The sequence below is a fragment of the Streptomyces sp. NBC_01275 genome (assembly GCF_026340655.1).
GTDB lineage: Bacteria > Actinomycetota > Actinomycetes > Streptomycetales > Streptomycetaceae > Streptomyces.
In genome coordinates this window covers 8,318,828-8,345,513 of record NZ_JAPEOZ010000001.1, presented here as the reverse complement: position 1 = coordinate 8,345,513, position 26,686 = coordinate 8,318,828, and the positions used below count along the sequence as shown (strand labels likewise).

The following is a 26,686-nucleotide window of genomic DNA, read 5'->3' as shown; positions in this document are numbered from 1 at the left end:
GGGTCCAACGGATCCGGCGGGTCCGGCGGGTCCGCCGGGTCCGCCGGGTCCGCCGGGTCCGCCGGGTCCGCCGGACGGTGACCGCGCGGGCCGTCAGCGACCGTCCGTGAAGGGCTCCCCCTTCTCCGCCTTCTCCACCAGCAGGGCGGGCGGGGTGAAGCGGTCGCCGTAACGGTCGGCGAGTTCACGCGCGCGTGCCACGAATCCGGGGAGGCCGCCGTCGTAGCCGTTGATGTACTGCAGGACGCCGCCGGTCCAGCCGGGGAAGCCGATGCCGAAGAGGGAGCCGATGTTGGCGTCGGCGACGGAGGTCAGCACGCCCTCTTCGAGGAGCTTGACGGTGTCGAGGGCCTCGGAGAAGAGCATGCGTTCCTGCATGTCCTCGAAGGGGATCTCCGCGCCCTGACGGGTGAAGTGCTCGCGCAGGCCCGGCCACAGGCCCGCACGCTTGCCGTCCACGTAGTCGTAGAAGCCGGCGCCGCCGCTGCGGCCGGTGCGGCCGAACTCGTCGACCATGCGGTCGACGACGGCCTCGGCGGGGTGCCCGGGCCAGACGCCGCCCGCCTCCTCCACGGCCCGCTTGGACTCGGCCCGGATCTTGCGCGGGAGGGTGAGCGTCAGCTCGTCCATCAGGGACAGCACCTTGGCCGGATAGCCCGCTTGGGCCGCCGCCTGCTCCACGGAGGCGGGCTCGACGCCCTCGCCGACCATGGCGACGCCCTCGTTGAGGAAGTGGCCGATCACCCGGGAGGTGAAGAAGCCGCGCGAGTCGTTGACTACGATCGGCGTCTTCTTGATCTGCCGGACCAGGTCGAAGGCGCGCGCGAGCGCCTCGTCGCCGGTCCGCTCGCCCTTGATGATCTCGACGAGGGGCATCTTGTCGACGGGCGAGAAGAAGTGCAGCCCGATGAAGTCGTCCTGGCGCTCCACGCCTTCGGCGAGGGCGGTGATGGGCAGGGTGGAGGTGTTGGAGCACAGCAGGGCGTCGGGGTCGACGACGTGCTCGATCTCCTGGAACACCTTGTGCTTGAGGGAGGTGTCCTCGAACACGGCCTCGATGACGGCGTCGCAGCCGGCCAGGTCCTGGGGGTCGGCGGTGGGCGTGATGCGGGCGAGCAGCGCGTCCGCCTTCTCCTGGGTCGTACGGCCCCGGGAGACGGCCTTGGCGCACAGCTGCTCGGAGTAGGCCTTGCCCTTGAGAGCGGCTTCCAGGGAGACGTCCTTCAGGACGACGTCGATGCCCGCGCGGGCGCACGAGTAGGCGATGCCGGCGCCCATCATCCCGGCGCCCAGGACAGCGGCCTTGCGCACCTGGCGGGGGGCGACGCCCTTGGGGCGGTTGACGCCGGAGTTGACGGCCTGGAGGTCGAAGAAGAACGCCTGGATCATGTTCTTCGAGGTCTGGCCCGCGGCCAGTTCGACGAAGTAGCGGCCCTCGATGACCTGCGCGGTCTCGAAGTCGACCTGGGCGCCCTCGACGGCCGCGGCGAGGACGGCCCGCGGGGCCGGGTAGGGGGCGCCGTTGGTCTGCTTGCGCAGGGTGGCGGGGAAGGCGGGCAGGTTGGCGGCGAACTTGGGGTTGGCGGGCGTGCCGCCGGGGATGCGGTAGCCCGGCCTGTCCCAGGGCTGCTGCGACTCGGGGTTGGCGTCGATGAACGCGCGGGCCTTGGCGAGGAGTTCGTCGGGCGTGGCGGCGACCTCGTGGATCAGGCCGTTCTCCAGGGCGCGCCGGGGGCTGTACTGGGTGCCCTGGAGGAGGACCTTGAGGAGGGCGTCGGCGATGCCCAGCAGGCGGACGGTGCGGGCGACGCCGCCGCCTCCGGGGAGCAGGCCGAGGGTGACCTCGGGGCAGCCGATCTTGGAGCCGGGGGTGTCGAGGGCGACGCGGTGGTGGCAGGCGAGGGCGAGTTCGTAGCCGCCGCCCAGGGCCGCGCCGTTGAGGGCGGCGACGACGGGCTTGCCGAGGGTCTCGATGCGGCGGAGATTGCGCTTGATCTCCAGGCCGCCGTCGAACAGCTCCTGGGCGGTCTCGGGGGTGACGCGGATGAGGTCGCGCAGGTCGCCGCCGGCGAAGAAGGTCTTCTTGGCGGAGGTGAGGATGACGCCCCGGACGGTGTCCTTCTCGGCCTCCAGACGGTCGGCGACCGCGGCGAGGGAGGCGCGGAACGCCGCGTTCATGGTGTTGGCGGACTGGTCGGGGTCGTCCAGGACGAGGGTGACGAGGCCGGTGCGGTCCTGTTCCCAGCGGATGGCAGTGCTCTGTGTCATGACAGGTTCTCCGAGAAGTCTCTTGGTGCCGCGAAGTCTCTTGGTTCCGCCGGGGTGTTCAGACGCGCTCGACGACGGTGGCGATGCCCATGCCGCCGCCCACGCAGAGGGTCGCGAGGCCGTAGCGCTTGTCCTGGCGCTCCAGTTCGTCGACGAGCGAGCCGAGGATCATCGCGCCGGTGGCGCCGAGCGGGTGGCCCAGCGCGATGGCGCCGCCGTTGACGTTGATCTTGTCCAGGGACAGGCCCATGTCCCGCGCGAAGCGCAGGACGACGGCCGCGAACGCCTCGTTGATCTCGACGAGGTCGATGTCGTCGATGGTCAGACCGGCCTTGGCGAGGGCCTTGCGGGTGGCGGGCGCGGGGCCGGTGAGCATGATGGTCGGCTCGGATCCGGAGACGGCGGCGGAGACGATCCGCGCGCGCGGGGTGAGCCCGTAGCGCTCGCCGACCTCCTTCGACCCGATCGCGACCAGGGAGGCCCCGTCGACGATGCCGGAGGAGTTGCCCGCGTGGTGGACGTGGTCGATCTTCTCCACCCAGTGGTACTTCTGCAGGGCCACGGCGTCGAAGCCGCCCAGCTCGCCGATGTCGGCGAAGGACGGCTTCAGCTTGCCGAGGGAGTCGGCGGTGGTGCCGGGGCGCGGGTGCTCGTCGTGGTCGAGGACGACGAGGCCGCTGCGGTCCCTGACCGGCACGACGGAGCGCGCGAAGCGGCCGTCCTTGAAGGCCGTGGCCGCCCGCTCCTGCGAGAGGGCCGCGTACTCGTCGACGTCGCGCCGCGAGAATCCCTCGATCGTGGCGATGAGGTCGGCGCCGATGCCCTGCGGCACGAAGTTGACGGCCAGGTTGGTCATCGGGTCGTTGAACCAGGCGCCGCCGTCCGAGGCCATGGGCACCCGGGACATCGACTCCACGCCGCCCGCGAGGACCAGGTCCTCCCAGCCCGCCCGGACCTTGGCGGCGGCCAGGTTGACGGCCTCCAGGCCCGAGGCGCAGAAGCGGTTCTCCTGCACGCCCGCCACGGTGTCCGGCAGGCCGGCCGCGATCGCGGCGATGCGCGCGATGTCGGAGCCCTGGTCGCCGACGGGGCCGACGACGCCGAGCACGATGTCGTCGATCGCGGCCGGGTCCAGGCCGGGGAAGCGGCTCTGGAGTTCGTGGATGAGGCCGACGACGAGGTCGATGGGCTTCGTTCCGTGCAGGGCGCCGTTCGCCTTGCCGCGGCCGCGCGGGGTGCGGATCGCGTCGTACACGTACGCTTCGGTGCTCACTGGTGAACCTTTCGGGGAGGGTGGGCCGGGCCGGCGCGGAGTCAGTCGCCGTGCTGCGGGGAGTCCTGCGCGAGCCGGGGTATGTCCCAGTCGCGCGCCACGTCCGCCGTGTCCGCGCCGGGCAGCGCGGGCCCGCTGCGGATCGCCGTGGGGGTCGCGGAGAAGCGGGGCGCGGGGGCGGGCTGGGTGATGCCGCCGTGGTCGGTGAAGGTGGCGCGGGCGGCGAGGTGGGGGTGGTGCGGGGCCTCGCGCAGCGACAGCACGGGCGCGACGCACGCGTCCGTGTCCTCGAAGAGGGCCGTCCACTCGTCCCTGGTACGGGACTTGAAGCGGGCGGCGACGGCCTCGCGCAGCTCTCCCCAGCGGGTCCAGTCCTTGCGGGCCTCACGGAAGTCCTCGAGGCCGAGGAGGCCCACGAACGCGTCGTAGAACTGCGGCTCCAGCGCGCCGACCGCCATGTACCTGCCGTCGGCGGTCTCGTAGGTGCCGTAGTAGGGGCAGCCGCCGTCGAGGAGGTTGGCGCCGCGCCGGTCCTGCCAGCCGCCCGCGGCGAGCATGCCGTGGATCATCGTGGAGAGGTGGGCGGCGCCGTCGACGATGGCCGCGTCGACGACCTGGCCGGCGCCGCTCACACGCGCGTGGTGCAGTGCCGCGAGGACGCCGACGACGAGGTAGAGGGAGCCGCCCGCGTAGTCGCCGAGCAGGTTGGCGGGGGCGGGCGGGGGCGTGTCCGGGGCGCCGATCATGCCGAGGGCGCCGGTGAGGGCGAGGTAGGCGACGTCGTGGCCGGCGCGGTGGGCGAGCGGGCCCTCCTGGCCCCAGCCGGTCATCCGGCCGTAGACGAGCCGCGGGTTGCGGGCGTGGCAGTCCTCGGGGCCCACGCCGAGGCGCTCGGCGACGCCGGGCCGGTTGCCCTCGATCAGCACGTCGGCGCGGGCGGCGAGGTCGAGGACGCGCGCGGGGCCGTCCGGCGCCTTGAGGTCGACGACCACCGAGCGCTTGTTGCGGTTGGTGACGTCGTGGGCGGGGTCGACCGCGAGGGAGGGGCCGCCGGGGCGGTCCACGCGGACGACGTCGGCGCCGAGGTCCGCGAGGAGCATCGCGGCGAAGGGGCCCGGCCCGATCCCGGCCAGCTCGACCACCCGCACCCCGGCGAGCGGGCCGTGCCCCGGCGTGGCGTGCGCCGGCGTGCCGCGTCCTGGCGTGCCTGTCGTCGTCATCCAGCCCCCTTGCTGTGACACAACTGATGTAACACCAATGATGCTAAGAACACGTCCCAGTGGGCACAAGACGTGGACCGACGTGAACCCGACCGGAGCGAGCAAGCGCTTGGCCACTCTAGGATGCGGGCATCCCGGCAGGCCCGGGGCCGACACGCGCACTCCTCACGCTAGCCTCAGCCACCGACGGCGGCGCGGGCTGTACCGGCCAAGGGGTGTCACGAGCAGAGGCGTGTCATGAGCAGAGGGGTGTCATGAGCAGGCTGAAGAGGACGGACCGTCCGTACGACATCGTGCTCTTCGGGGCCACGGGCTTCGTCGGGACGCTCACCGCGGAGTACCTCGCCGCCCATGCGCCCGAGGGACTGCGCTGGGCGATCGCCGGCCGCGACGAGGAGAAGCTGCGGCGGCTGCGCGAACGGCTCGGCGTCGCGGACCTGGGCCTGCTGCGGGCCGACGTCGCGGACCCGGCGTCGCTGCGCGCCCTCGCGGAGCACGCGCGCGTGGTGGCCACGACGGTCGGCCCGTATGTGCGCCACGGCGAGGAACTGGTGGCCGCCTGCGCGGACACCGGCGCCGACTACGTCGACCTCACCGGCGAGCCGGAGTTCGTGGACCTGATGTACGTGCGGCACGACGCACGCGCGCGGGAGACGGGCGCCCGCCTGGTGCACGCCTGCGGCTTCGACTCGGCCCCGCACGACCTGGGCGTGTACTTCACCGTCCGACAGCTTCCTCAGGGCGTACCGCTGACCGTGGACGGCTTCGTGACCGCCGACGCCGCCTTCTCGGGCGGCACGTTCGCCTCCGCGCTGGGCCAGTTCGCGCGCGGCCGGCAGATGGCGGCGGCCGCGCGGGAGCGGGGACGGCACGAACCGCGGCTGGTGGGCCGCCGCGCCACGGCGCCGGTGGGCGCGCCCCGGTTCGCCCCGGAGGTCGGCGCCTGGGCGCTGCCGCTGCCGACCATCGACCCGCAGATCGTGCGCCGTTCGGCGAAGGCGCTGGAGCGCTACGGCCCCGACTTCCGCTACCGCCACTACGCGGCCGTACGGCGGCTGCCGGTCGCCGTGGGCGGGGTCGCGGCCGTCGGGACGCTCGTCGCGGCCGCCCAGTTGCCGCCCGCCCGGCGCTGGCTGTCGGAGCGGCTCAAGCCCGGCGAGGGGCCGAGCGCGCAGAAGCGGGCGCGGAGCTGGTTCTCGCTGCGGTTCGTCGGCGAGGGCGGCGGCCGACGGGTGTACACGGAGGTCGCGGGCGGGGACCCGGGCTACGACGAGACGGCGAAGATGTTCGCCGAGGGGGCGCTGTCCCTCGCCTGCGACGACCTCCCGCCGACGGCGGGTCAGGTCACCACGGTCGAGGCGATGGGCGACGCGCTGACCGAGCGGCTGATCCGGGCCGGCATCCGCTTCCGGGTGGCGGCGATCCGCTGACGCCGGCCTGAAGGGCCACCGCGAAAAGCCACTGCACAGGCCACCGCAGAGGCGACCACCGCAGAAGCCACTCCATAGGCCACTACATAGGCCACTGCACCAGCGTGTAGACCATCCCGACGATCCAGCCCAGCCCCGCCAGGACGGCGAGGACGAGCGCGGCGTTCACGGCGCGCTCGACAGGGCGGTTCGGGTCGGCGAGGGGCTTCGGGGCGCGGTGCGTCGTCATGCGGCCCAGCCTGCCGGGGCGAGGGCCGGGCGCACATCCGTACGGATACTCAGACGACGTACTCAGTCGACGTACTCAGGACGTACGCCTGCGCCCCGCCCCCCATTTGAGACTTGACGCCCCACTCCCCCGGCTTCCCGCTTGTCCTTCGCCGCAAAGTGCCAACAAGGACTTCAATGAAACGATTGAAGCAATGGTCAGCGGCGTTGAAGCGCTGCAGCGAAGGGAGTTGAGCGGCATGAAGTTCGTTCTCGAGGTCACCGTGGACGACGGGGCGTCGGCCCAGGACACGGTGGGCGAACTGGGGCGGATCCTGCGGTACTGGGGCGGGAACCTCGGGCACTACGCCATGGAGCCCGGAGACGGTTCGCCCGTCTACGACTCGGAGTACCGCGAGGTGGGTCAGTGGCGGATCGTCGCCTCCTGAAGCGCCTGCCGGCACAGCGCGTCGGCCCTGCGGGTCGTCTCCGGGAGACGGAACCGCGGGGTCAGGGCGAGGGTGTGGGCGCAGGCGGCGTCCAGGGTCACGCGGTGGCCGACGGACACGAAGACCGGCTTGACGCCCTCCCGGGTGCGCAGGGCACGGCCGACCTCGTCGCCGCCGTCCAGCAGCGGTGAGGCGGATCCGCGGCGGGCGTCCGGGTCGTCGTAGGCGAAGGCGAAGGGGTTCTTGGCGACGCCGATCGTGGGCAGGCCGGTGAGGACGCCGAGGTGGCTGGCGAGGCCGAAGCGGCGGGGGTGGGCGAGGCCGTAGCCGTCGCACACGACCAGGCCGGGCGGGCAGGGCAGGGCCTCGAGGGCGGCGAGCACGGTGGGGATCTCGCGGAAGGCGAGCAGTCCGGGCACGTAGGGGAAGGAGATCCGCCCGACGGCGGTGGCCTCGGCGACGACGTCCAGGCTCGCGGCGTCCAGCACCACGGCCGCGGCCGCGACGACGTCCCGCTCGTCGTCGTAGGCGACGTCGACGCCGGTCACCCGTCCCGTCCCGGGCGGCGGCCCCGGCTCGTCGAGCACCACCCGGGCCCGCAGCTCGTCCTGGACGGCGCGGGCCTCCTCCTCGGTCGCGGGCCAGCCCGCGGGAACGCTTACGGTCGTCATAGTGGGGCTGAGCGTACGGCTCCCGGGGGCGGGCCCGCGATCTTGTTCTCGGGCCCCGCGCGTCAGCCCTCCGCGGTGTCGAGGACGCGCCGCAACCGGCTCTTGTCCATGCCCGAGCGCCCCCGGACGCCCCGTCGCCCGGCCTTCTCGCGGAGTCGGTCGCAGGTCGGCTCAGTTCTCCAGGCGGGCCACGCGGCCCTGTTCGCCGGCGGCCCAGCAGCCGAGGTCGGGCGTGCAGTCCACGGTGTCGTACGAGCCCGTGTCGAGCGTGCGCCAGGTGCGGCCCGCGTCGGTGGTGAGGTCCGTGCCGGTGGGGCCGACCGCGAGGGCGGCGGTACGGCTGTGCGGGAGCCAGGTCACCCCGGAGCGGTAGGCGGGCGGGGGCGTGGCGGCGGGCCGCCAGGTGCGGCCGGCGTCCCCGGTGGTCGCGGCGGCCTGCGGGGAGGGCTGGTCGGCGCGGTAGTCGCCGCCGACGGCGAGGCCGTGGGCGCGGTCGCGGAAGGCGAGGGCGAAGACCCCGCGCGCGGGGTCGCCCGCCGCGATCGGGGTGTCGGCGGCCGTCCAGGTCAGCCCGCGGTCGGCGGAGTGCAGCACACGCGCGCGTGCGGCTCCGCCGGTGGCCAGCCAGACGTCCCGGGACCCGGCGGAGACCAGACACTGGCCACTGGCCGCGAAGCCCGCCTCGCCGTCCAGGGCGGCCGGCATGCCGTCGTTCGGCAGCACCTTCCAGGAGCGGCCGCCGTCGCTGGTCGACAGGATGCGGAACTTCCCGTCCACCGGGTCGCTCATGGCGAGGCCGTGGCGACGGTCGAAGAAGGTCAGGCAGTCGTAGAAGGCCTTGGCGTCGGTGTTGCGGAAGGACTCCGTCCAGGTCGCCCCGCCGTCCTCGGTGCGATATACGCGCGACGCCTCGCCCTCGCCGATGGCCAGCACCACCGCGCGGCGCGCGTCGAACGCCTCGACGTCCCGGAACTGCAGGTCGGCGGCGCCCGGCGGCGAGACGTTTCGCCAGCTCGCGCCGCCGTCGACGGTGCGCAGCACGGTGCCCTGGGCGCCGGCCGCCCACGCGGTGTCCCGGTCCACCGCGGACAGGCCCCGGAACCGTACGGCGGGAGCGCCGGTGTCCTTGAGCGCCCAGTGCGGCGCCCCGTGGGAACCCTGCGCCTCGGCCGCTGTCTCCTGCGCCTCGGCCGGTGCGGCGGTCAGGAGAGCCAGCACCGCCGCGCAGGCGACCCCCGCGACCGCAGCCCTGCTGCTCGGCCGTACCGTCCGAATCGTGCGTCGCGTCTTCCCCAAGCGCCTCATGGCGGGGGAAGCTAGCCCACGGCCTCGGCGGCGTCCAGAGGCCCTCGGTCGTCTCAACCGCCTTACCGGGCACGGGAAGAGAGCTGTGTCACTCCCGCGCATGAAAGGCGGTGACGGAGGTCACTCGGAATTCGTGTGCACGTACCGGCCGGTTCCGACGTCTCATCCAGTGTCCGGCCCCACCCGCCCGGAAGTCCGTCCCGTCGTCAGCAAGGGAGCAAGGCGTTGTCCACCGTCATCGAGCAGCCCGTAGAGGCCCGCCTGGTCGCCGCCGCGCCCCGGATGCCGAGCATCCCCGCCATGCTGCACTACGACCGCAGTGATCCCTTCGCCGTCCGCATGACCTTCCCGGCCCCGGCCACCCTGGAAGGCGTGGACGTCTGCTGGACCTTCGCCCGTGAGCTGCTCGCCGCGGGCCTCGAGGACGCCGTGGGCCACGGCGACGTACGCGTGCGTCCGTACGGGTACGACCGCACGGTGCTGGAGTTCCACGCCCCCGAGGGCACCGCCGTCGTGCACATCCACTCGGCGGACGTCCGCCGCTTCCTGGCTGCCGCGAACGAGCTGGTGCCCGCCGGCCTGGAGCACCTCCAGCTCGACCTCGACCACGACCTGGCGGAGCTGATGCGGGACGCCTGTTAATCCGTTGACAGCCCTCACGGCCCTTCCTACCGTGTAGATCGGTTCTGTTGCCGCCGATAGGAGAAGGACGTTGCTCGTCTGAGGTTCTGAGACACCACGCCACACGTACGACGTGTGAGCGCTGCGTGCGACCTCGGCGTTCGAGCCGTCCCTGCGCGACAGGGCCTTCTGTGTGCCCTCGCGCTCCCCGCTTCCGCGGTGGTCGCCGCCTTCCGGTGTCTCGACACGCGTTGCCCTGACCGCACACGCAACCGTGAGGCCCGTTGTGACTCATTCCATCACCTGTTCCTCCCTCGCCTTCTCCTGGCCCGACGGCACCCCCGTCTTCGAAGGGCTCGACGTCGCCTTCGGCCCCGGCCGGACCGGGCTCGTCGGGGCCAACGGCTCCGGGAAGTCGACCCTGCTGAAACTGATCGCCGGGCGACTCGCCCCTGTCGACGGCGTGGTGCGCGTCGCCGGCGAGATCGGCCACCTCCCGCAGAACGTCACGCTGGACACGGGCCTGAGGGTCGACGAGGCCCTCGGCATCGCCGCCCCGCGGGCCGCCCTGCACGCCATCGAGGCCGGAGACGCGTCCGAGGCCCACTTCGAGGCCCTCGGCGACGACTGGGACGTCGAGGAGCGCGCCCTGGCCACCCTCGGCGAGCTCGGACTCGGCCACATCGGCCTCGACCGCACCATCGGCGAGGTGTCCGGCGGCGAGTCCGTCCTGCTGCGGCTGGCCGCGCTGCTGCTGCGCCGCCCCGACGTCCTCCTGCTCGACGAACCGACCAACAACCTCGACCTGTACGCCCGGCGGCGGCTGTACGCGGCCGTCGCCTCCTGGCCGGGCGTGCTGGTCGTGGTCAGCCACGACCGCGAGCTGCTGGACCTCGTCGACCAGATCGCCGACCTGCGCGCCGGGGAGATCACCTGGTACGGCGGCAACTTCTCGGCGTACGAGGCGGCTCTGGCCGGCGAACAGGAGGCCGCCGCCCGTATGGTGCGGGTGGCGGAGTCCGACCTGCGCAAGCAGAAGCGCGAACTGGCCGACGCGCAGGTCAAACTGGCCCGCCGCAAGCGGTACGGGCAGAAGATGCAGGACCAGAAGCGCGAGCCGAAGATCGTCATGGGGGCGCGCAAGCGGGCGGCCCAGGAGTCCGCGGGCAAGCACCGCATCCTGCACGAGGAGCGGCTCGCCGACGCCAAGGAACGACTCGACGAGGCGGTCGAAGCGGTCCGGGACGACGACGAGATCCGCGTCGACCTGCCGTACACCGCCGTCCCGCCGGGACGTGACGTCCTCACCCTGCGGGATCTGGAACTCGCGTACGGCGCGCGCGTGAAGGGCGGTTTCGAGCTGCGCGGGCCCGAGCGGGTGGCCCTGGTCGGGCGCAACGGCGCGGGCAAGACGACGCTGCTGCGGACGATCGCCGGGGAGCTGCCCGCGGTGGCGGGCGAGGCGCACGCGCACGTGCCGCTGCGTTTCCTGCCCCAGCGGCTCGACGTGCTCGACGCCGAGCTGACCGTCGCCGAGAACGTGGCCCGGTTCGCGCCGGGCGCCACCCGCAACCGGGTCCGGGCCCGGCTCGCCCGCTTCCTGTTCCGGGGCGCCCGCGCGGACCAGAAGGCGGGCACGCTCTCCGGAGGCGAACGGTTCCGGGCGGCCCTGGCGGCGCTGATGCTGGCCGAGCCGGCGCCGCAGCTGCTGATGCTGGACGAGCCGACGAACAACCTCGACATGGGAAGCGTCCGCCAGCTCGCCACGGCCCTGGAGTCCTACGAGGGCGCCCTGATCGTGGCCGGCCACGACCTGCCGTTCCTGGAGTCGATCGGCATCACACGCTGGCTGCTGCTGGACGGGGAGCTACGGGAGACGACGGCACGGGAGATGAGGGAGCTGGCGGGGGACTGATTGGCGGGAGCTCGGGGGCGGCGCGGGACAGAGAAGCCGGAGCCGGGGCCCGCGGGACCGGCGCGGGACAGAGAAGCCGGAGCCGGGGCCCGCGGGACCGGCGCGGGGATCAGAGGCCGGCGTGGGGGCCCGCGGCCGGGTTGGGAGATGAGGGACCTGGGGCCGGACTGAGAGGCCGGCTCGGGAGATGAGGTGCCGGCACAGGACCAAGAGGCCTGCACGGGGACCAAGGGGCCACTGCGGGACCCAGGGGGCCGGCGGAGGACCGAGGGGCCGCTGCGGGACCCACGGGCGGGGATCGAGGGTCTCAGGAGGGGCACAGCCCGGCGGCAGGGGTTTTGCCCCGGCCGCCGGGCGCTGCATGATGGCGGACCGGCGCCCGTCAGGGCGTCGCTCCGCCATCGCCGATTCGGAGACCTGGACGTGCCCAGCAAGAAGGCCCTCATCCGCCGCCCCGGCCCGCGCCTCGCCGAGGGGCTGGTGACGCACGTCGAGCGGGAGAAGGTCGACGTGGAGCTCGCCCTGGAGCAGTGGGAGGCGTACGCCGAGGCGCTGCGCGCGCACGGCTGGGAGACCGTCGAGGTCGACCCGGCCGACGACTGCCCGGACTCCGTGTTCGTGGAGGACACGGTGGTCATGTTCCGCAACGTCGCCCTGATCGCGCGCTCGGGCGCGCAGTCGCGGCGCGAGGAGACCGTCGGCGTCGAGGAGGCCGTGGCCCGCCTCGGCTGCTCGGTGAACTGGATCTGGGAGCCGGGCACGCTGGACGGCGGCGACGTGCTGAAGATCGGCGACACGATCTACGTCGGCCGGGGCGGGCGGACCAACGCAGCCGGCGTGCAGCAGCTGCGCGCCGCCTTCGAGCCGCTGGGCGCGCGGGTGGTGGCCGTGCCGGTGACCAAGGTGCTGCATCTGAAGTCGGCGGTCACGGCGTTGCCCGACGGCACGGTGATCGGCCACATCCCGAAGGTGGACAGGCCCTCGCTGTTCCCGCGCTTCCTGTCGGTGCCCGAGGAGGCCGGGTCCCATGTGGTGCTCCTAGGCGGCCCCGAGGTGCTGATCGCGGCGAGCGCGCCGAAGACCGCGGAGCTGCTCGCCGACCTCGGGCACGAGCCCGTCGTGGTGGACATCAGCGAGTTCGAGAAACTCGAAGGCTGTGTGACGTGCCTCTCGGTGCGGCTGCGGGAGCTGTACGCCTGACCGGGTGATCGAATCACCCCTTCGGCTCTGGGACCTGCACACCCCCGGATTGTTTGTCATGCCCCGAATCACCTGACACAACCCGGCTGATCAGCGATCTTTACGCCCTGCTTAACCTACGGCTTCGTAACCTACGGGTTCGTAGCCTACGATCCCGTAAGTTCCGGCTTCGCCCGCCGGACTGATCCGCTCCGCTTCACGTCCCCTCTGGAGTACCCGTGACGATCACTTCCCCTCACCTCGGCAGCCCCGCAGTCTGGACCGACGCCAAGCTGCTGTACGCGCTGGAGGAAGTCGTCGAGCAGGAACTCAACCGGCACCTCAAGGTCACCAAGGACTGGATGCCCCACGAGTACGTGCCGTGGAGCGACGGCCGTAACTTCCCCGGCTTCTTCGAGGACGGCGAGGCCTGGGAGAAGGGGCAGTCCAAGGTCACCGAGATCGGGCGGATCGCGCTGGTCGTGAACCTGCTCACCGAGGACAACCTGCCCAGCTACCACCACGAGATCGCCTCGCTCTTCGGCCGGGACGGCGCCTGGGGCACCTGGGTGCACCGCTGGACGGCGGAGGAGGGCCGGCACGGCATCGTGATGCGCGACTACCTGCTCGCCTCGCGCGCGGTGGACCCGGACAAGCTCGAAGCGTTCCGCATGCAGCACATGAGCGAGGGCTTCGAGTCGGACAACCGGCACTCGATGCTGCACTCGGTCGCGTACGTCGCCTTCCAGGAGCTGGCCACCCGCGTCTCGCACCGCAACACCGGCCACCAGTCGGGCGACCCGGTCTGCGACCGCATGCTGGCCCGCATCGCGACCGACGAGAACCTCCACATGGTCTTCTACCGCAACCTCCTGAAGGCCGCGTTCGAGCTGGCCCCCGACCTGACCATGCAGGCCGTGCGCGACGTCCTCGTCAACTTCCGGATGCCCGGTCACGGCATGCCCGGCTTCGAGCGGTTCGCCGCGCAGATGGCGATCGGCGAGGTCTACAACCTGCGCATCCACCACGACGACGTCATCCAGCCCGTGCTGCGCTTCCTGAAGGTCATGGACGTCGACGGTCTGGGCCCCGAGGGACAGAAGGCGCAGGAGGAGATCGGCCTGTACATGGGCGGTCTCGACTCGGAGGCCTCCAAGTTCGACGAGAAGCTGGCGACGCGCAAGGCGCGGATGGCGGCGCGCGCGGCCGGCTGACCGCCCCACCGATCACGTCCACGGCTCGCACAGGGAACCGATTTCCCGGTGCGAGCCGTTCGCGACCTGCGGCATCATGCCGCCATGCGCTACAGCGACACGGTCCGGCAGGCGGTCGACTTCCTGCTCGGGCTGACCGACGAGGACGCCGCCGCCCGGATCCGGACACGGATCGGCCTGCCCGCGCCCGACGGCCCCGAGGCGGCCCGCCGCAGAATCGACCGGGTGTGGAACTGGCCCCCCGTGCCGGCTTCCGTGGTCCTGTGGGTCCTGGAGCAGGACGATCCCGACCTGAACGCCGTCGTGTGGCGCTTCGTCGGCGCCGACATCGGCCTGCGACGCGCCATGGCCCGGGGCGTGCCCTTCGGCCCCGGCCGCACGAAGCCCCTGCGGGTGCCTTCCGCGCTGCGGGGCCAGGAACCCGAGATCCCCGAGAGCTACGTCCGTCACGGCCTCGTCGGCGCCCTGCGCGAGGCGGGCTCCATGCCCACGGCGCGGGCGGCTGGGTCGATGGTGCTGACCCGGGACGACTGGTCCGCGGTCAGCGAGGCGGACGGCGAGCGTCCACTGCCCGGATACACGCGCTGGGTGCTGTCCGTACGCCCGGACTGTCCGCCCGCGCTGCGCGCGCGGTTCGGCTCGCACCCCAAGTTCACGCACCGGGTGCGCCAGGCCGGCGTCCTCGACGGAGCGGCCGCGTACGCGACGGCCTACGGCCCGGCCGTCCGCGTCCTGGAGGTCCTTTCCATGGGCCACGCGATGTTCCCGGCCCGCGTCCGCGACGCCGAACACGCCCTGCGCCCGCTCGTCCGGGACCACTTGGGCGAGCGCGAGGAGGCCTGGGCGGTGCTGGCCCAGCTCATCGAGACGTTCCACGGGACGACGCCGGAGCTGGTGACGACCGCGGGCGCCATCGCCTGAACGAGCGCAGGGGCCGAGGGGCTGAGCGGGTCGAGGGGGCGGGGCTGAGGGGGGGGCGGGGCGGCTGGATTCGAACCAGCGTGATCCGGTTCTGGAGACCGATGCGGCTGCCTCTGCGCTACGGCCCCGCCCTTGCCGCAGAGCGTAATGCCTTGGCCCGTTGTCAGTGCGGCCTGCTACCAATGAGGCACTGGGGGAAGCACCGCACGGGGGACACACGGGGGCTGGACATGGCGTACGGGGAGCGGGAGCCGGGGCGGCGACGCCCTCTGGTGGTCGACCTCGCCGACCGCCGGGCGCTCGAGGCGTACCGGCCGGCGGACCCGGAGGTCGTCGAGGAGGCGCGGCGGCTGAAGGAGGCCGCCCTGCTGGACTTCGGGCTGACCGAGTCGGCGGTCGCGTCCTGGCTGTACGCCAAGTGCCGCCACCAGATCCCTACGACAGCCGTGGACACGGCCGCTGTGGTCGCCTCCGGCGACGGCGTCTGTCTGCTGCTCTACAACCCCGGCTTCTTCGTCGGACTGGGCCTGGAAGGCGTCAAGTTCGTCCTGTTCCACGAGGCCCGGCATCTGGTGCACCGGCATCTGCTCGCCGAGCCGGAGCTGCGCGAGGACCCGGTGTTCACCCTGGCCGCCGAGGTGTCCATCAACCATGTGGCCCTGGTCCGGCTCGACCGCGCGGACCTGCCGCTGCTGGACGGCCGCCCCACCGGCGTCGACCCGCGCCGGGTGTACGACGCCTACGTCGAGGACCTCACGGCGCACGGCCTGGAGCCGGTGGAGTACCCGACGTTCACCGAGACCGACATGAGGGTGTACGGCGAGCTGAAGCGCATGCACCGCCCTCCGGTTCCCGAACGGCGGCTGTGCGTGCACCTGGTGGACGGCCTGGTCCCCGCCGACCAGGAGACCGTCGACGCGGTGACGTCCTCGGCGCTGCTCAACTCCCTGCTGGCGGCCCGGCGCGGGCACGCGGGCGCGGAACGCGAGCTGCTGGACCTCATGGGCCGCACGGAGGGCGACTCGGCGCGGGCCGCCCGGCTCTGGGGCAGCCTGGGGGCCGGCGCGCTGCGCGGGGAGACGGCGCGGACGCGGACGGTCGACTGGTGGCAGCGCTGGCTGGTCGACGTGCTCGGTTCGCGCCTGCGCGAAGGCGAGCGGCTGGTGTACCCGAAGAAGCGCGGCGCGCTGCTGGCCGCCCTCGGCCAGGACCCGATGCTGGCGCGACGCGGCCCGGTCCGCGAGAAGGTGCTGGTCATCGCGTACGACACCTCGGGGTCGATGCCGGACCACGTGATCGGCTGGCTCACCGACCTGGTCGGCCGGATCGACGGCGTGCAGGCGCACTGGCTGTCCTTCGACGCCGTGGTGACGCCCTTCAAACCGGGCGAGCGGGTGTACGGCGGCGGCGGCACGAGCTTCCAGGCCGTCGCGGACTACGTCGAGGGGCGTACGGAGGTCGACGGCCGTCGATTCGACGTGACTCCGGACGCGGTGGTCGTCCTCACCGACGGCTACGCGCCGCCGATCACCCCGGCCGAGCCGGACAGCTGGATCTGGCTGATCACCGAGCACGGCGACGAGTGGCCCGAGACGCACACCCCGGCGATGGCCTGCCATCGCGTGACCACGGGATCCCGGTAGACGAGCACGGAGACATACGGAGACATGGGGACATGGGGACATGAGCACGCAGACACGGCACCCGAGCGACGCCGGGCAGCCGCCCGCGCCCGTCGAGGTCTCGCGCCTCGAGGCCTTCGTCGACGCGATGATCGACCTGGGCCAGACCGGCCAGGTCTTCGGCGAGCACGGCATCGGCAAGACGTCGACGTTCTTCTCGTACCTCGCCCGGACCCGTCCGGACACCGAGCTGGTGTACGTGCCGGCGGCGAACCTTACGCCGGACGACCTGCTCGTCAACGCGCCGGTGCGCGACCCGCGCACGGGTGAACTCGTGCTGCGGCAGCTGGTGATGAGCCAGTTGAAGCCGGGCCGGCCGTTCGTGCTGCTCATCGACGACTCGCTGCAGGCGGGCGACACCATCCAGTCGCAGCTGATGCAGATCGCCTGCGACTGGACGCTCGGCGAGCACGACCTGCGCGCCCTGGGCTGCGTCGGCGTCTTCCTCACGGACAACGAGTCGCTGGCGGAGACCTCGGCCCGGCGCAGCGACCTCGCGCTCCTGGACCGTATGGTCACGATGCGGATCACCGCCAACGACACCTCCTGGCGGCGGCATCTGACGGCCAAGTACCGCCCCTGGGACCTGCGTCCGGTGTTCGCCCTGTGGGCTTCGCTCTCCCCCGCCCTGCGCGAGCTGCTGTCCCCGCGCACCCTCGACCACGTCCTGGCCAACGCCCGGGAGGGCTTCCCGCTGCGCTGGGGTCTGCCCCTGGTGGACGGCGAGCGGCTGCGACTGGCCGAGCGCGGGCCCGACGGCCGGCCCGGCCAGAACCGCACGGCCGAGATCCTCGACCGCCTCGCCCAGGCGCTGGGCGTCCCGAACCCGGCCACGATCCCCGACCCGGTACGGCAGGTGGTGCGGGCGGCGCTGCGCAACCGCTGGACGGTGCTGTTGCAGGGGCCGCCCGGGTGCGGCAAGACGGAACTGGTGCGGGAGACGGTCCGCGACGGGCTGGGCCGGGACGCCCTGTACTTCTCGCTGCCGGTGACCAACGTCGAGGACCTGTGCGCGCCGGTGCCCTCCTCCGACGGCACGCTGGACAACCTCCTGGCGGCGAGGTTCACCGGGGCCGAGCCCAAGGCGATCGTGTGGGACGAGTACAACCGGCCCAAGGACAAGGCCGCGTTCGCCAAGCTCATGGAGATCACCCAGGAGTGGTCGCTGGCCGGGCGGCGGATCGAGAACCTGCGGGCGCAGATAGCCGTGCAGAACCCGCCGTACCACCTGGGCCGCAAGCTGCTGGTGTCACGGAACAACATCGCGCAGGCGACCCGGTTCACGGCCTCGCTGGAGGTGGCGCCGCAGGACATCCCGGCCAACGAGTGGCTGCTGGCGCGGTACGGCGCGGACGCGGAGACGGTCCTGGAGTGGTGGAAGCACGACATCGACGAGGAGGGTCGCGCCTGGATCACCAAACGCACCCTGGAGCGGCTGATCAAGCTGCACCGGCGCGGGCTGCCTTTGGAGATGGCGACGGTCTACCTCGGCGACGGGGAGTACGCGCCCGTGCCGCTGACCGCCCTGCTGGACCGCTTCCGGGGCCGCCCGGTCACGGGCCTGCGCGAGCTCGCCCGGGACGTGGACGCGTGGGAGTCCCGGCTGCGCCGCGCCGCCGCCCTCTCCGACGAGGGCGGCGACGACAGCGACGTCGTCCACCAGATCCTCGCCAACGCGGAGCTGTCCCAGCTGCGCAAGCACCGCTCGGCGGTGACCCGGCTGGTGGCCTGTCTGCCGCCGAAGCTGCGGGCGACCTACCTGGTGGGTGCGTCGGAGCAGCAACAGCGGTTCTGGATGGAGGTGTTCACGGGCATACGGCGCTGAGCACGGCGCCGGGGATACGGCTCGCGTCCCGTTTCCGGTGTCCGCGTCACCACTCGGCCTCCCGGTAGTCCTTCAGGAACACGCCCGACACCGGGTCCCCGGCCTCGCCGCGCACGATCGGGTCGTACACGCGGGCCGCGCCGTCCACGATGTCGAGCGGGGTGCGGAAGCCCGCGCCGGCCATCCGGGCCTTTTTCGGCGCCGGGTTCTCGTCGGTGATCCAGCCGGTGTCGACGGCGCACATGTGGACGCCCTGCTCGGCGAGTTCGGCGGCACTGGTGCGGGTGAGCATGTTGAGGGCGGCCTTGGCCATGTTGGTGTGCGGGTGCCCCGGCATCTTGTTGCGCACGGCGAACCGGCCCTCGACGGCGGTCACGTTGACGACGTACCGGCGCGGCCGCGGGGAGGCGAGCAGCAGCGGCAGCAGCCGGTCGCACAGCAGTGCGGGGGCGAGGGCGTTGACGAGCTGGGTCTCCAGGACCTCGGCCGGGTCGAGCGCGCCGAGCCGGGCCGACCAGGAGTTCTCCGGGGCGGGGTCGGGCAGCAGTCCGGCCTCGTCGGCCTCGCGGAGGGCGGCCGGCAGGGCGGAGACGGAGCCGCCCAGCCCCTCCAGCATCCGGATCGGCGTGAACCCGGGCGCCGGGCGGGCTCCCTCGGGCAGCGCGTCGTACTCTCCGGCGGCCAGCAGGGCGTACGACTGCGGAGGGCGGCGTACGGTCTGGGCCGCGTTGTTGACGAGGATGTCGAGCGGCTCGCCCTCGGCGCGCAGTTCCTCGCACAGGCCCAGCACCTGGCGCGGGTCGCGCAGGTCGACGGCGAGGACGGTGAGCCGCTCCAGCCATTTCGCGCTGCCCGGCTCGGCGTGGAAGCGGCGCACGGTGTCGTGCGGGAACCGGGAGGTGAGCAGCACCTCCGCGCCGTCCCGCAGCAGCATCAACGCCAGCTGGAAGCCGATCTTCACCCGTCCGCCGGTCAGCAGGGCCCGCCGCCCGCTCAGATCGGTGCTCAGGGCGCGGCGGGCGGTGTTGTCCGCGGCGCAGTCGGGACAGAGCCGGTGGTAGAAGGCGTCGACCTGCCGATAGGGCGACTTGCAGACGTAGCAGGTGCGGGGCCGTTGGAAGACGCCTCCCCCGTCCCCGCCGTCGGTGTCGGGGCCGGCCAGCGGCGCGTCCTCGCGCCGGTCCAGGGCGCCGGTCGCGGTCGCGGCCATCGTCGCGGCGTCGGCCGCCGACACCTCCGCGCCGCGCGCCTTGCGCCTCCGCAGCCGCCCGTCCCGCGCGAACGACGCGGCGACCTGCTCGGCCTCCAGCCGGACGGGGTCATGAGGGGCCAGGGCGCGCAGCTTGCCCACGGTCCGGTGGAAGGCGGCCAGCTCCGCGGGGTCGAGGGGTCCGGGAGCCGGGGCGGTCGGGGATCCGGGGGCCGCGTCGACCGCCGGTGCGGGGGTCGGCGCGGGGGCCACGTCGACGGCCGATGCCGGGGTCGGCGCGGGGGGCGCGCCGGGGGCCGAACCAGAAGCCGAACCGACGGCCGGTGCGGGGAGCGGCTCGCCGGCCGACCCGGTCGCCGAGCCGTCGGCCGTTTCGGCGCCGGACCCGTCGAACGGCTCGTCGCCGGGTCCGGGGACCGGCTGGATACCCGATCCGGACGTTGATCCGGGAACCGGCCCGGTGCCGGGTCCGGCGATCGGCTGGACGTCGGATCCGGGGACTGCCGTAGTGCCCGGTCGCGGGACTGGCGTCGTGCCCGGTCGCGGGACCGGCGTCGTGCCCGGTCGCGGGACCGGCGTCGTGCCCGGTCGCGGGACCGGCGTCGTGCCCGGTCGCGGGACCGGCGTCGTGCCCGGTCCGGTGATCGTGCCGGTGTTCTCCTCGCCCATCCGTCCCGCCCTGCCCCGCCCGTGCTCGCCGTGCCGCCCGTGCTCGCCGTGTCGTGGTCCCGGCCGGATTCGAACCGGCGTCTCCGCCCTGACAAGGCGGTGAGCCTGCCTCTGCTCTACGGGACCTCGCACGCGTCCGGGGACCGGATTCGAACCGGCGTGATCCGCCTTTGCAAGGCGTGCGGCTACCTCTGCGCTACACCCGGACGCGTCTGAGGATCCTAGCCGCCGCCGACCCCGCGATCGCGCGAATTATGGGCGAGAACGGGCGAGTACGAACGAGAGGGCGCGGGTCAGCGGGCCCGCCTGATCTGCAGCCGCTCCTTCTCGGACAGGCCGCCCCAGACGCCGAAGCGTTCGTCGTTGGCCAGGGCGTACTCGAGGCACGCGGGGCGCATCTCGCACATGCCGCAGATGCGCTTCGCCTCACGCACCGAGCTGCCGGGCTCGGGGAAGAAGAAGTCCGCCCCGGTCTGCGCGCACAGCGCCTCCCGCTGCCAGGCGAGGTCGGGTGTGCGGATCGTGTCGGTGTACATGGCGAGGATCGTGCCTCGCGGCGAAAAACGTTCGATCAACGTCCGATATACGCCGCGCACGAGGGCATTCAACCGCCCCGATGATGGCCCCGGAGCAGGCCCTGACACACGGCGGCGCGCGGAACACACGGGAAATCCGGGAGCCTCGCATCCGTCCGTCGTCCATCCCCTGTCCGTCCGTCGGCCGTCCGTCCGTCGCCGCACTCCGGCAGCGATTGTCAGTGGGCGGTGCAAGACTCGGCAGTGGCAGACAACGGGACCCCTGTGAGGAGGGCGAAGATGCTCACCACCCGTTTCGTCAACGGCGCTCCGAACTGGATCGACGTCGGCACGTCCGACATCGACGGCGCCACCACCTTCTACGGCGCCCTCTTCGGCTGGCGGTTCCAGTCGGCGGGGCCCGACGCCGGCGGCTACGGCTTCTTCCAGCTCGACGGGAAGACCGCGGCGGGCGGCATGCAGACCACGCCCGAGCAGGGCCCGCCGGCTTGGACGGTGTACTTCCGCACGACGGACGCGGAGGCCACGGCGAAGGCCGCCCAGGCTGCGCACGGCAGCGTGATGTTCGCGCCCATGGACGTCATGGGCAAGGGCACGATGGCGATCCTCGCCGACCAGGCGGGCGTGCCGTTCGGCCTCTGGCAGCCCGGACAGACCAAGGGGGTGGACGTGGCGGGTGAGCCCGGCTCGCTGTGCTGGGTCGAGCTGTACACGCCTGACATCGCCGCGGCCGCCGCTTTCTACCACGCGACGCTGGGCCTGGAGACGTCGGCGGTCCCCTTCCCCGGCGGCACGTACACCTGCGTCAACCCCGCCGAGGGCGGGCCGGAGACCATGTTCGGCGGTGTCGTTCCGCTGGCCGAGGATCCGACGGAGGCGGAGTCGGGACCGTACTGGCTGCCGTACTTCGAGGTCGTCGACGCGGACGCGGCCGTCGCCCTGACGAAGGAGCTCGGCGGCACGGTCCGGGCGCCCGCCACGGATGTCGAGGGCGTCGGCCGCATCGCCAGACTCGCCGATCCGTACGGGGCACGGTTCGCGGTGATCAAGAGCGTGCCGCAACCGATGTAGGCGCGCCTCGGTCCCCCGGCCAGTCCGGTCCCACCGGTCAGGCCGGTCCCACCGGTCCCACCGGTCGGCCAGGCCCCGCCGGTCAGGCGGAGTCGCGGCGCACCAGGGTGGTCGGCAGAACCACGCCGGCCTGGGCGTCGTCGGCGCTGCGTGGGTCGAGGCGGCGGAGCAGCAGGCGGGCCATGATCCGGCCCATCTCCTCGATGTCCTGACGGACCGTGGTCAGCGGCGGGTCGGTGCCTTCGGCGACGGGCAGCATGTCGTCGAATCCGACGACCGCGACGTCCTCGGGCACCCGCCTCCCCTGTTCGCGCAGCACGCGCAGGACTCCCGAGGCGGTGAGGTCGTTGGCGGCGAACACCGCGTCCACGTCAGGGCGCCGGTCGAGAAGTCGACGCATGGCCCGCTCACCGCCGCCGGGGGTGAAGTCGCTCTCCACGACGAGCAGCGGGTCGGCGTCGCCCATCACGTCCCGGTACCCGTCGAGCCGGTCCACCGCCGAGGTCTGGTCGAGGGCGCCGGTGATGTGCGCGATGCGGGTGCGGCCGAGGCCGACCAGATGGCGTACGGCCGTTCGGGCGCCGCCCCGGTTGTCGCTGTCGACGTACGCCACGCCGTCGTCGCCCTCGCCGTTGCCGGCGCCGTTGCTCCAGCCGGGGCGGCCGCCGAACACGGTCGGGATCCCGGCGCCCTGGATCAGGCCGGGCAGCGGGTCGTCGAGGTGGAGGGAGAAGACCAGGGCGCCGTCGACATGGCCGCCGGCGAGATAGCGGGCGACGCGGGCGTGGTCGTCGCGGCCTTCGGTGAGCAGCAGGACGAGCTGGTTGTCGTGGGCGGTCAGCTCCTTGCTGATGCCGCGGAGCTGGAGGGCGAAGAAGGGGTCGGCGAAGACCCGGGTCTCCGGTTCGGCGATGACGACGGCGACGGCGTCGTGCCGCTTCGTCACCAGACTGCGCGCGGCCTGGTTGGGCACGTACCCGAGTTCCTCCACGGCCCGTCGGACCCGTTCGACGAGCGGCTCCCTGACCCCGTCCCCGCCGTTGACCACTCGCGACACGGTGGCCCTGGAGACCCCGGCCCGCGCGGCCACGGCCTCCAGAGTGGGACGCGGCGCAGGCTCGGTCACGTAGGGGCTCCTCATCGGTGGTGCCGATCAGGATAGCTCCGAGGAGTCGGGGAGGTGAGAGCGCTCTCGTGGCCGGGAGGGCCACCGACAAGACCGGCGAGGCCGACCGCGGACCAGCCGACCTCGGACCGCGGACCACCGACCGCCGACCGCCGACCGCCGAGCTCAGTGCGCGTGCGACGAGGACGACTCATGCGACTCATGCCCCGGAATCGTCCCGTCCGGCTTCTTCACCAGGAACAGGCCGACCATCCCCATGTCGGAATGGCTCTGGACATGGCAGTGGTACATCCACGCGCCGGCGCCCACCCCCTCCCCCGCGATCACCTGGAAGCCGAAGGAGTCGGCGGGGCCCACGATCTTGTTGTCGACGACCCGGCTGGGGTCGTCGGGGCCGGTGAGGAGACCGGTGCGGTTGTCGGCCCAGCGATGACCGTGCAGATGGAAGGTGTGGTAGTACTCGCCGTGCGTGATCATCACGAACTCGACCCGGTCGCCCACGGTCGCCTCGAAGTCGGGGCCCTGGTGGCCCGCGTGGGCGGGTCTGTTGTTGATGGTCATGTCGTTGAAGACGATCGTGTGGGTCGCGTCGGGCAGGACGTCGCCCTTGCGGCGCACGATCACCGGTCCGTAGAGGCCCTTGCGGATGCCGCCGGTGCCGTGTTCCGTCCCGACCACGTGGTCGTGGTAGTGCCAGTAGCCGGCACTGCCCGCCCGCCAGGTGCCGTCGGCGCGTCGGCTGGGGAGATGGGTGCGCCAGGTGTAGGTGCGGGTGCCGCCGGATTCGACGTCGCTCCGGTTCAACTTCGTTCCGTCGCTGGAGACTTCGTAGTCCAGGCCGTGGACGTGCAGGCTCGCCGCGACGTCCAGGGTGTTCTCGAACTCGATGTGCAGCGTGTCGCCTTCGGTGAGCTCGATCAGTGGTCCGGGGACGGTCGCCCGCCCCTTCTCGAAGCCGTAGCCCAGCTGCCCGTCGGCGAGCCTCTCGGCGTACAGCTTGAGGTACCTGACCTCGCCTCCGGCGGGGGCCGTCCGGGCCGGCTCGGCGGCGCTCACGGCCTCGGGGGCCAGGGACAACGATGTCGCGACCGCCGCGCCCCCCAGCAGCACCCGTCGGTTGAACCCGCGTCGGTCCATGCGTAACTCCCCACCCTGATACGGAGTTTGCTCAGACGTTTCTGTGGTGAACCTGTGAGACGGTAGCGGCCGTTCCGCCGTTTATCCACACCCAGGACAAAGTTCGCGCCAGTGCGGTCATAGGTATTGGCGGACCGTGCAAAGACGTCTAGCTTCCTTGGCGCTGCTGCTGTGACCGAGGAGGCGCCCATGCACTTACGAGGGTCGAGCGCGAGAAGCACGCCAGACTCGAGAGATGCGAGAGCCGCGAGAGCCGCGACAAGTACGGCCGTCATCACAGGCACGAGAAGCAGAAGACGCGGGAGAAGGCGGGCCTGGCTGGCCACGGTGGCGGCCGGCGTCGTCGCCGCCGGGCTGCTGTCGGGACCGGCGGCGCGTGCGCGTCCGGCTCCCGAGCCGTCCCTGACAACGATGTCGATCACCTCCCCGCCGGGCGGGGCGAACGTACGGGTGCTGGTCTTCTACGGGTCGGCCGCCGCCGGGGAGGAGTCGCCGGTCGTCAACGCCGGCATCGAGGCGATCGAGCGGATCGGCCGGTCGGGTCCGACGGACCAGCGCTTCGCGGTCGAGGCCACCGACGACGCCTCGGTCTTCACCAGCGAGACACGGCTGGGCACTTACCACGCCGTGGTCTTCCTGACCGGCGGCGGCGATGTCCTGGATCCGGAGCAGGAGGCGGGTCTGGAGGCCTACATGGAGGCGGGCGGCGGATTCCTCGGCGTCCATGACGCGGCCCGCGCGGAGCCGTACTCGGACTGGTTCACCGGCCTGATCGGCGCCCGTCCGGCCGCGTCCAGCCCAACTGCCGTACAGAGGGCGACCGTCGAGGTCGGCGACCGGCTCCACCCGGCCACCAGGGATCTGCCGCTGGAGTGGAAGCGCCCGGACCTGTGGCCGAACTGGGTGAAGAACCCGTCCGGCGAGGTGCACACGGTCGCCCGGGTACGCGAGTCGACCTACCGGCCGGGGACCAGCGGCAACGGCTGGGATCATCCGGTGAGCTGGTGCCGCGACTACGACGGCGGACGCTCCTTCTACACCGGGATGGGCGGCACGGTGTCGTCGTACGACGAGACGGACTTCCGTGCGCATCTGCGCGGCGCCCTGCTGTGGACGACGCGGCTGACGCGGGCCGACTGCAAGGCCACGATCACGGCCAACTACAAGGCCGAGCGGCTGACCCAGCCCAACCAGCCAGGCCGCAACGATCAGATCGGCGAGCCGCACGGTCTGGTCACCGCGCCGGACGGACGCGTCCTGTACATCGGCCGGGGCGGCGCGGACGCCTCGCAACCGGTGATCACCGACTGGAGCAGTCCCGACGTCGGCAAGGGCAAGGGTCAGATCCACGTCTACGATCCGGCCACCAAGAAGGTGACTCTCGCGGGGGAGTTGACGGTCTTCGGCAACAAGGGCGGCGGCGACGAGCTCACCAAGGTCGAGGAGGGACTCCTCGGCATCGAGCTCGACCCGCGCTTCGAGCAGAACGGCTGGGTGTACCTGCACTACACGCCCCACTCGGGGGTCGACCGCGAGAAACGGATGGCCGAGCGGCGCGTGTCCCGCTTCACCCTCGACCTCGCGACCGACAAGCTGGACCTGGGCAGCGAGAAGGTGCTGCTCAAGTGGCCGGTGCAGGTGCACAGTTGCTGTCATGCGGGCGGCGGGATGGCCTGGGACTCCAAGGGCAACCTGTACATCGCGACGGGCGACAACAACTCCAGTGGATTCAGCGACGGTTACTCGGGCAACAACCCGCAGCCGAACTACCGGGGCGTCTCCTTCGCGGACGCGCGCCGTACCGCCGGGAACACCCACAACCTCAACGGCAAGATCCTGCGCATCCATCCGGAGCCCGACGGCACGTACACCCTGCCGACGGGAAACCTCTTCACCGGCCGGGAGAGTGACGAGGGCGGCGGGAAGACGCGCGGCGAGATCTATGTGATGGGCGTGCGCAACCCCGCCCGCATCTTCGTCGACCGTACGACCGACGTCCTGTACGCCGGCTGGGTGGGTCCGGACGCGAGCGAGCCGTCGCCGGTCTGGGGTCCTGCGAAGTACGACACGTTCGCCGTCATCACCGAGGCGGGGAACCGGGGTTGGCCGTACTGCATGGGCAATGAGCAGCCCTACCGGGACCGCAACCTGCCGGATCCCTCGCAGCCGCTCGGCTGGTACGACTGCGACCACCCGAGGAACGAGTCCCCGAACAACGACGGCCTGGTCGATCTGCCGCCGGTCACCGGGAACAACATCTGGTACTCGCCCCAGGGCGGCGGACCGGACTACCCGCGTGACGCGAACGGGATCCCTTCGTACCAGAAGGACCAGGCGACCTACCGGCTCCCGTGGCTCAAGGGCGGCGGGCAGGCCGCGATGAACGGGCCGGTGTACCGCTACGACGCCACGAGCGCGAGCGCCGCCAAGTGGCCCGCGTACTGGGACGGCAAGTGGTTCGTCGGCGACTTCTACGACGCCGACCAGCCGCGCAACGCGGTGGTCATGGACCCGAGGACGCAGGGCGCCGGCGGACTGCCGGTCCACTCGGAGTCCCTGAAGAAGATCGTGCCGGTGGGCGCCGACGGCATCAGGAACCTCATGGACTGGAAGTTCGGTCCTGACGGCGCCCTGTACGTCCTCGACTACGGCCGCGGCTTCTTCACCTCGGACGCCAAGTCGGCTCTGTGGAGGGTCACTTACACGGGCGGCGGTCCGACGCCGGCCGTCGGCCAACTGGCGGGGGGAGCCCGGTGA

The 26,686-nt window shown here is 72.4% G+C and carries 21 protein-coding genes and 3 tRNA genes; 11 read left to right on the top strand and 13 right to left on the bottom strand.

Annotated elements, in window-relative coordinates; genetic code table 11:
- Nucleotides 1–93: 93 nt before the first annotated feature.
- The 3 genes from OG562_RS36590 to OG562_RS36580 are packed head-to-tail and all read right to left on the bottom strand — an operon-like array spanning nucleotide 94 to nucleotide 4,761.
- Complete coding sequence (locus OG562_RS36590) at nucleotides 94–2,268, bottom strand: 3-hydroxyacyl-CoA dehydrogenase NAD-binding domain-containing protein (RefSeq protein ID WP_266405743.1); 2,175 nt, start codon at nucleotides 2,266–2,268, stop codon at nucleotides 94–96.
- 58 nt (nucleotides 2,269–2,326) lie between these two features.
- Nucleotides 2,327–3,541, bottom strand: a complete 1,215-nt coding sequence (locus tag OG562_RS36585; RefSeq protein ID WP_266405741.1) for an acetyl-CoA C-acetyltransferase — start codon at nucleotides 3,539–3,541, stop codon at nucleotides 2,327–2,329.
- Between the two features lie 41 nt (nucleotides 3,542–3,582).
- Nucleotides 3,583–4,761, bottom strand: a complete 1,179-nt coding sequence (locus OG562_RS36580) for a CaiB/BaiF CoA-transferase family protein (protein WP_266405739.1) — start codon at nucleotides 4,759–4,761, stop codon at nucleotides 3,583–3,585.
- Nucleotides 4,762–5,015: 254 nt separating this feature from the next.
- On the opposite strand from OG562_RS36580, the gene OG562_RS36575 reads away from it, so the two are divergent.
- Entirely contained in the window at nucleotides 5,016–6,191 is a 1,176-nt protein-coding gene (locus tag OG562_RS36575; protein ID WP_266405737.1) for a trans-acting enoyl reductase family protein, read from the top strand.
- A gap of 82 nt (nucleotides 6,192–6,273) precedes the next feature.
- Here the strand turns inward: OG562_RS36575 and mmpA are convergent, their stop codons facing one another.
- Nucleotides 6,274–6,420 (bottom strand): morphogenic membrane protein MmpA, encoded by a 147-nt coding sequence (gene mmpA, locus OG562_RS36570; RefSeq protein WP_266405735.1) that lies wholly within the window; start codon nucleotides 6,418–6,420, stop codon nucleotides 6,274–6,276.
- Nucleotides 6,421–6,658: 238 nt separating this feature from the next.
- On the opposite strand from mmpA, the gene OG562_RS36565 reads away from it, so the two are divergent.
- Nucleotides 6,659–6,847, top strand: a complete 189-nt coding sequence (locus OG562_RS36565) for a hypothetical protein (RefSeq protein WP_266405733.1) — start codon at nucleotides 6,659–6,661, stop codon at nucleotides 6,845–6,847.
- Here the strand turns inward: OG562_RS36565 and OG562_RS36560 are convergent.
- Both OG562_RS36560 and OG562_RS36555 read right to left on the bottom strand, forming a co-directional pair.
- Nucleotides 6,823–7,518 carry an endonuclease V gene (locus OG562_RS36560; RefSeq protein ID WP_266405731.1) on the bottom strand — a complete coding sequence of 232 codons (696 nt, stop codon included), beginning with the start codon at nucleotides 7,516–7,518 and terminating at the stop codon, nucleotides 6,823–6,825. The genes OG562_RS36565 and OG562_RS36560 overlap by 25 nt on opposite strands.
- A 171-nt stretch (nucleotides 7,519–7,689) precedes the next feature.
- A complete protein-coding gene (locus OG562_RS36555) occupies nucleotides 7,690–8,823 on the bottom strand; it encodes an oxidoreductase (RefSeq protein ID WP_266405729.1) in 1,134 nt (377 codons plus the stop codon).
- 225 nt (nucleotides 8,824–9,048) lie between these two features.
- Between OG562_RS36555 and OG562_RS36550 the strand changes: the two genes are divergently transcribed.
- The 5 genes from OG562_RS36550 (at nucleotide 9,049) to OG562_RS36530 (ending at nucleotide 14,673) form a co-directional block, all read left to right on the top strand.
- The gene (locus tag OG562_RS36550) at nucleotides 9,049–9,465 is read left to right on the top strand and encodes an SsgA family sporulation/cell division regulator (RefSeq protein WP_266405727.1); all 417 of its coding nucleotides are present in this window, start codon (nucleotides 9,049–9,051) and stop codon (nucleotides 9,463–9,465) included.
- A gap of 265 nt (nucleotides 9,466–9,730) precedes the next feature.
- Complete coding sequence (locus tag OG562_RS36545; RefSeq protein ID WP_266405726.1) at nucleotides 9,731–11,359, top strand: ABC-F family ATP-binding cassette domain-containing protein; 1,629 nt, start codon at nucleotides 9,731–9,733, stop codon at nucleotides 11,357–11,359.
- A gap of 423 nt (nucleotides 11,360–11,782) precedes the next feature.
- On the top strand, nucleotides 11,783–12,559 hold the full coding sequence (gene ddaH / locus OG562_RS36540; protein ID WP_266405724.1) for a dimethylargininase: 777 nt from the start codon (nucleotides 11,783–11,785) through the stop codon (nucleotides 12,557–12,559).
- Nucleotides 12,560–12,777: 218 nt separating this feature from the next.
- Nucleotides 12,778–13,752 carry an acyl-ACP desaturase gene (locus OG562_RS36535; RefSeq protein ID WP_266405723.1) on the top strand — a complete coding sequence of 325 codons (975 nt, stop codon included), beginning with the start codon at nucleotides 12,778–12,780 and terminating at the stop codon, nucleotides 13,750–13,752.
- Between the two features lie 84 nt (nucleotides 13,753–13,836).
- Nucleotides 13,837–14,673 carry a hypothetical protein gene (locus tag OG562_RS36530; protein ID WP_266405722.1) on the top strand — a complete coding sequence of 279 codons (837 nt, stop codon included), beginning with the start codon at nucleotides 13,837–13,839 and terminating at the stop codon, nucleotides 14,671–14,673.
- 54 nt (nucleotides 14,674–14,727) lie between these two features.
- Here the strand turns inward: OG562_RS36530 and OG562_RS36525 are convergent.
- Nucleotides 14,728–14,803 (bottom strand) — tRNA-Trp (locus tag OG562_RS36525).
- Between the two features lie 100 nt (nucleotides 14,804–14,903).
- Here OG562_RS36525 and OG562_RS36520 point away from each other — a divergent pair.
- Both OG562_RS36520 and OG562_RS36515 read left to right on the top strand, forming a co-directional pair.
- Nucleotides 14,904–16,316 (top strand): hypothetical protein, encoded by a 1,413-nt coding sequence (locus OG562_RS36520; RefSeq protein WP_266405720.1) that lies wholly within the window; start codon nucleotides 14,904–14,906, stop codon nucleotides 16,314–16,316.
- A gap of 40 nt (nucleotides 16,317–16,356) precedes the next feature.
- Complete coding sequence (locus OG562_RS36515; protein WP_266405719.1) at nucleotides 16,357–18,180, top strand: AAA family ATPase; 1,824 nt, start codon at nucleotides 16,357–16,359, stop codon at nucleotides 18,178–18,180.
- 46 nt (nucleotides 18,181–18,226) lie between these two features.
- Here the strand turns inward: OG562_RS36515 and OG562_RS36510 are convergent, their stop codons facing one another.
- From OG562_RS36510 to OG562_RS36495, 4 genes are all read right to left on the bottom strand, one after another.
- The gene (locus tag OG562_RS36510) at nucleotides 18,227–19,552 is read right to left on the bottom strand and encodes an SDR family oxidoreductase (RefSeq protein WP_266409713.1); all 1,326 of its coding nucleotides are present in this window, start codon (nucleotides 19,550–19,552) and stop codon (nucleotides 18,227–18,229) included.
- Nucleotides 19,553–20,113: 561 nt separating this feature from the next.
- A tRNA-Asp gene (locus OG562_RS36505) sits at nucleotides 20,114–20,185 on the bottom strand.
- A 7-nt stretch (nucleotides 20,186–20,192) separates the two neighbouring features.
- A tRNA-Cys gene (locus OG562_RS36500) sits at nucleotides 20,193–20,267 on the bottom strand.
- Nucleotides 20,268–20,352: 85 nt separating this feature from the next.
- The gene (locus tag OG562_RS36495; protein ID WP_266405718.1) at nucleotides 20,353–20,595 is read right to left on the bottom strand and encodes a WhiB family transcriptional regulator; all 243 of its coding nucleotides are present in this window, start codon (nucleotides 20,593–20,595) and stop codon (nucleotides 20,353–20,355) included.
- A gap of 279 nt (nucleotides 20,596–20,874) precedes the next feature.
- Here OG562_RS36495 and OG562_RS36490 point away from each other — a divergent pair, with 279 nt between their 5' ends.
- On the top strand, nucleotides 20,875–21,666 hold the full coding sequence (locus OG562_RS36490; protein WP_266405717.1) for a VOC family protein: 792 nt from the start codon (nucleotides 20,875–20,877) through the stop codon (nucleotides 21,664–21,666).
- Nucleotides 21,667–21,748: 82 nt separating this feature from the next.
- Here the strand turns inward: OG562_RS36490 and OG562_RS36485 are convergent, their stop codons facing one another.
- Nucleotides 21,749–22,792, bottom strand: a complete 1,044-nt coding sequence (locus OG562_RS36485) for a LacI family DNA-binding transcriptional regulator (protein WP_266405716.1) — start codon at nucleotides 22,790–22,792, stop codon at nucleotides 21,749–21,751.
- A gap of 165 nt (nucleotides 22,793–22,957) precedes the next feature.
- Nucleotides 22,958–23,929 carry a multicopper oxidase domain-containing protein gene (locus tag OG562_RS36480; RefSeq protein WP_266405715.1) on the bottom strand — a complete coding sequence of 324 codons (972 nt, stop codon included), beginning with the start codon at nucleotides 23,927–23,929 and terminating at the stop codon, nucleotides 22,958–22,960.
- Nucleotides 23,930–24,256: 327 nt separating this feature from the next.
- Here OG562_RS36480 and OG562_RS36475 point away from each other — a divergent pair, with 327 nt between their 5' ends.
- On the top strand, nucleotides 24,257–26,686 hold the full coding sequence (locus OG562_RS36475; RefSeq protein ID WP_266405714.1) for a ThuA domain-containing protein: 2,430 nt from the start codon (nucleotides 24,257–24,259) through the stop codon (nucleotides 26,684–26,686).